The organism is Streptomyces pathocidini (assembly GCF_001418495.1).
Classification (GTDB): Bacteria; Actinomycetota; Actinomycetes; order Streptomycetales; family Streptomycetaceae; genus Streptomyces; species Streptomyces pathocidini.
Window position 1 is genome coordinate 1 of record NZ_LIQY01000047.1, and the last position, 4,586, is coordinate 4,586.

Annotated in this window: 3 protein-coding genes; 1 reads left to right on the forward strand and 2 read right to left on the reverse strand. The window is 73.8% G+C overall.

The annotated features are described in order from the left end of the window. On the reverse strand, window positions 1–1,812 hold a 1,812-nt coding region (locus AOK16_RS03150), incomplete at its 3' end, for a beta-galactosidase (RefSeq protein WP_055470669.1). 51 nt (window positions 1,813–1,863) lie between these two features. Here AOK16_RS03150 and AOK16_RS03155 point away from each other — a divergent pair. Next, window positions 1,864–3,402: an alpha-L-fucosidase gene (locus tag AOK16_RS03155; RefSeq protein ID WP_055470670.1), complete on the forward strand. Its 1,539-nt coding sequence runs from the start codon at window positions 1,864–1,866 to the stop codon at window positions 3,400–3,402. Window positions 3,403–3,470: 68 nt separating this feature from the next. Here the strand turns inward: AOK16_RS03155 and AOK16_RS03160 are convergent, their stop codons facing one another. Then, window positions 3,471–4,463: an Acg family FMN-binding oxidoreductase gene (locus AOK16_RS03160; protein WP_055470671.1), complete on the reverse strand. Its 993-nt coding sequence runs from the start codon at window positions 4,461–4,463 to the stop codon at window positions 3,471–3,473. Between the last annotated feature and the right edge of the window lie 123 nt (window positions 4,464–4,586).

A 4,586-nucleotide genomic window follows, 5' to 3' on the forward strand; every position in this document is an offset into this window, starting at 1 on the left:
CCCGCGCCCGTACGCCTTGGTCGTGGCCGCGGGCCACTGCCCGAAGTGGGGGTGCTCGTAGTACGCCAGGGGCTGGGCGTCGGCCACGACGAGCCCGTCCGCCCACTCCTCGGCCCGCGCCCCCGGGCCGAGCACCAGCCCGGAGCCCTCGGCGGCCCGTACGGGGAGCGGGGCCCGCAGGTTGGAGTACTCGAGGTAGTGGACACCGGCCGCGGTGCGCAACGGGCCGGGCGCGACCTCGGCCCGCGCGCGGGCCTCCTCGTCGGCGTATCCGGTGCGGAAGGTCAGCAGCAGGTGCCCGCCGGCGTGCGCGTAGCCGTCCAGCAGGGCCAGCGTCGCGTCGTCGGCCGCGTAGAGCGCGGGGGCCACCAGCACCGGGTGGCGCGCCGCCAGTTCCTCGGCGGTCCCGGCCTCGTGCAGCTGCGGCACCGAGAGGACGCGAACCTGCCGCCCGGCGTCGAAGAAGCCCTTGTAGAAGGCGCCGAAGATCCGCGCGTACGAGCGCGGGTCCGGGTTGAGCGTGCCCGGCACGGCCAGCGGCGGCTGGTGCTGGAAGGCCCAGTCGCTCTCCGTCGAGCGCACCAACGCCACCTCCGCGTCCGGCTCCAGGCCCCGCAGCGCCTCCCTTGCCGCGGCGAACTCCCCGGCGATCCGCCGCGCCTCCCCGTGGACGCGCCCCGGCTCCAGGGAGTGGCCCAGCAGGCCGCCCCAGTAGGTCTCGTGGCCGTAGTGGAGCGTGTGCCAGTGCCAGTACTCCACCAGGCGCGCCCCCCGCGCGACCAGCGCCCAGGCCACCTGCCGCAACTGGCCTTCGTACGGCGGGTGGTTGGTGTGCGAGCCGCCGATGGAGGTCGCGTTGGTCTCGGTGATCAGGTACGGCGCCTGCTTCGCGCCGCGCGCCCGGTCGGCGGACTGGAACAGCTGCCACACGCCCTGGCCGAACCAGCCGCCGTCGTGGCGCCGGCCCGGGTCGGGCAGGGCGAGCTCGTCCTGGGCCGTGTAGTACAGGTTGCCCGCCGCCACGTCCAACGCCCGGTTGACGCCCACCTCGTCCACGGCGGGGCGGGTCACGGCGAGGCAGGTGGTCACGTACTGACCGGGCTGGGCCAGCTCGCGCACCATAGCGGCCTGCCAGGCGATGAACTCGGTGGTGAGATCCGCCTGGTGGCGGCGCCAGGCCAGGTCGTACGACGGCGTGGTGTTGCCCTCGGGCGGCCACAGCTCGTCCCAGGAGGACAGCCGGTGCGACCAGTAGGTCAGCCCCCAGCGCTCGTTGAGCGTCGCCACGTCCCCGTAGCGCTGCTTCAGTCGGGCCACGAAGGAGGCGAAGACCTCCGGGTTGTGCAGCAGGTGCAGCCCGGGCTCGTTGTCCACCTGGTATCCGGCGACCGCCGGATGGGTGGCATACCGCCCCACGATCCGGCGCACGATCCGCTCCGCGTAGCGGCGGAAGACGGGGCTGGTGAAGTCCACCTCCTGCCGCGCGCCCCACGCCACGCTCCTGCCGCTGCGCAACCGCACCGCGATCTCCGGGTGCTTGCGCTGGAGCCAGGGCGGCACCGCGTAGGTCGGGGTGCCCAGCAGCACGCGGATGCCGCGCTGATGGGCCCCGTCCAGCACGGGCAGAAGCCACTCCAGGTCGAAGACCCCGTCCTGCGGCTCCCACGTCGACCAGACCGACTCGCCGACCCGGATCAGCCCCAGCCCGGCGTCGGCCATCAGGTCCAGGTCTGCCTCGAGCCGCTCGTACGGCTGGTACTCGGCGTAGTAGGCCGCGCCCAGCAGAACCCCGTCCGTGTGTGAGATCGACATGCCCCCGAAGGTGGCATGCCACCCAACTGGCGTCAATGGAAAGGGAGTCACATGACCAGCCCAACGCGTTCGAGTGACGACGGCGGTCCGAGCGGGGACGGGGCCTGCGGCTACCGGCCCGACTGGGCCTCGCTGCGCCGCCACCGCATCCCCGAGTGGTTCCGCGACGCCAAGCTCGGCATCTGGTCGCACTGGGGCCCGCAGTCGGTGGCGATGTCCGGCGACTGGTACGCCCGCCACCTGTACGGCCCCTTCGAGGGCACCGAGGGCTTCGAGCAGAAGCGCTCGCGCCGCCAGACAGCCCTGCACCGCGAACGCTACGGCCACCCCTCGCAGTTCGGCCACAAGGACCTGTGCCGGCTGTGGCGCGCCGAGAAGTTCGACCCCGAGGCGCTGATGGACCGCTTCCGGCGGGCCGGTGCGCGCTACTTCGTGTCGATGGCCGCCCACTGCGACAACTTCGATCTGTGGGACTCGGCCCACCAGCCCTGGAACGCGGTCAACATCGGCCCCCGCACCGACATCGTCGCCCGCTGGGCCGCCGCCGCGCGCTCGGCCGGGCTGCCGTTCGGGGTGAGCATGCACGCCGGGTCCTGGACCTGGCGCTGGCTCGACGCCGCCTTCGCCGCCGACACCGAAGGCCCTCTGGCGGGCGTTCCGTACGACGGCCACCTCACCGCGGACGATGGCGCGGGGACCTGGTGGGAGGGGCTCGACCCGAGGGAGCTCTACGGGCGGCCCCGTAGCCACGGGGAGCCGCCGGACGCCGACTTCGTGGACAACTTCTACGCCCGGCTGCGGGACGTGGTCGACCGCTACGGGCCCCAGCTGGTCTACCTGGACGACGCGCGGATGCCGTTCGACGACGGCAGCGTCTGCCCGGCCTCCCCGCCCAGCCCGCGCGGACTGGAGTTCCTGGCCCACTACTACGACACCGTGCCGGAGAGCGCGGTGTCCATCAAGACGATCCCCGCCGAGGACCGCCAGGCCGTGCTGCTGGACGTGGAACGCGGCCAGCTCGGCGACACCGACCCCGAGCCGTGGCAGTACGACACCAGCGTCGGCGACTGGTACTACCGCACCGGTGAGCCGTACAAGACGGCCGGCGAGATCGTGCATCTGCTCGTGGACACCGTGAGCAAGAACGGCTGCCTGCTGCTCAACGTGCCCCAGCTGCCCGACGGCACCATCGACGACGAGACCGCCGCCGTCCTCGACGGGCTCGGCGTGTGGCTGTCCGCCTGCGGCGAGGCGATCTACGGGACCCGCCCGTGGACGGTCCACGGCGAGGGGCCCACCCGCGTGGAGGGGGCGAAGGCACGGGAGGCGACCCTGGCGTACACCGCGCGGGACATCCGCTTCACCCGCGACGGCGAGACCGTGTACGCGTTCCTGATGGCCTGGCCGGAGGACGGCAGGGCCGTCATCCGCAGCCTGGGTGGCGGCGGCCCGCTTCCCCTCCGCCCCCGCGGCGTCGAACTGCTCGGCTCCACCGCACCCGTGCGCTGGGAGCAGCGCGAGGACGCCCTGGTGGTCCACCTGCCGAAGACCCCGCCGACGCCGTACGCCCAGGTCCTGCGCGTCACATGACGGGACCGGTGCTGGGACGGGGCCGGCCGCGCACCAGGCCGGTCGGCCCCGCCCGGTGCCCGGGCGGTTCAGGGCTCGATGTCGAGGATCTCCCGGATCGGGCGGCGGGGGGTGCTGGGCCCCTGCGGGCCGTAGCCGAGGCGGAGGACCATCTGGACGTGGCCCGAGCCGAAGAGCGGGTCGCGCAACGGCCAGCGCAGATCGGGCCATTCGAGCGCCTGGGTGGCGGGGGAGCCGACCAGCCCTTCGAGGGTGGCCCTGAGGAGGACCCGCTCCATGGCCTGCCCGGCCCGCAGCCAGTCCACCGGCTTGTCGCCCGGGGTGCTCAGCAGCGCCAGGTGCGGATGGCGCTCGAACTTCGCCGTCTCGCGCCCAGGCACCGGCCGGTCGCCCGCGAAGTCGCGCATGGGGGCCTTGCCGCCGACCTTCCGCGGCCCGAAGGCGTAGTCCGGGACCCCGCCGTCCTCCGTGGCCGTGGCGGCCGGGCCGGTGCGGGTCCACTCGTCCAGGTCCTGGGCCTGGCCGCGGTCGGTGAGGTTGCGCGCCTCCGCCTCCTGCACGAGGTCCAGCACCCACCGCAGATGCCACGGGGCGGGAAAGTCCAGCGAGACCCCCTCCGCGCCGGCGGCCTCGGCGAGCGCGGCCCGCACCTCCTCGGGGAGGTCGGTCTCCTCGTAGGGGTAGCGGCTGGTGTGCCGGCGGTGGACCGCCGGATACAGCTCGCTCAGGCCGCTGTCGCCCTCGCCGGGCCGGGCCAGCCGTACGGTCGCGAGCAGGCCAGGCTCGCCCGGGATCGGCAGCAGCCGTGTCTCCGGGTGCCAGCCCGCGTGGGCCACCGCGACCCGCAGGTTGAGCAACGCCGCGCCGCAACCGATGTGCAGCCCCCGGGTGCTGGGGTCGGCGTGCGGCATCGTGGCGCCGAGGTCCGCGTGGAGCACGAAACCGCGGTCGTGGCGGTGGTAGCGGAAGTGCCACGGCTGCGCGTTGTGCATGGACGGCGCGGTGGACGCGTCGTACGCCATGGCGGTGATGCGCTCTTCGGAGAGGAGTCGTGGGCTCATGGTGGATCTCCGGGGCGGTTCACGCGGTCGGCACCGGGTGGCTCCGTTGCTTCCTTCGCTCCTTCCAACGTGCCACGCGGCGCCCGCCCCCGCCCCCGCTCACGGGCCGATCGGCCCCAAGAA

Excerpts from the sequence above, each read along its gene's own strand:
- AOK16_RS03160 (WP_055470671.1), bottom strand. The coding sequence starts at position 4,463 with ATGAGCCCACGACTCCTCTCCGAAGAGCGCATCACCGCCATGGCGTAC.
- AOK16_RS03155 (WP_055470670.1), top strand. The coding sequence starts at position 1,864 with ATGACCAGCCCAACGCGTTCGAGTGACGACGGCGGTCCGAGCGGGGAC.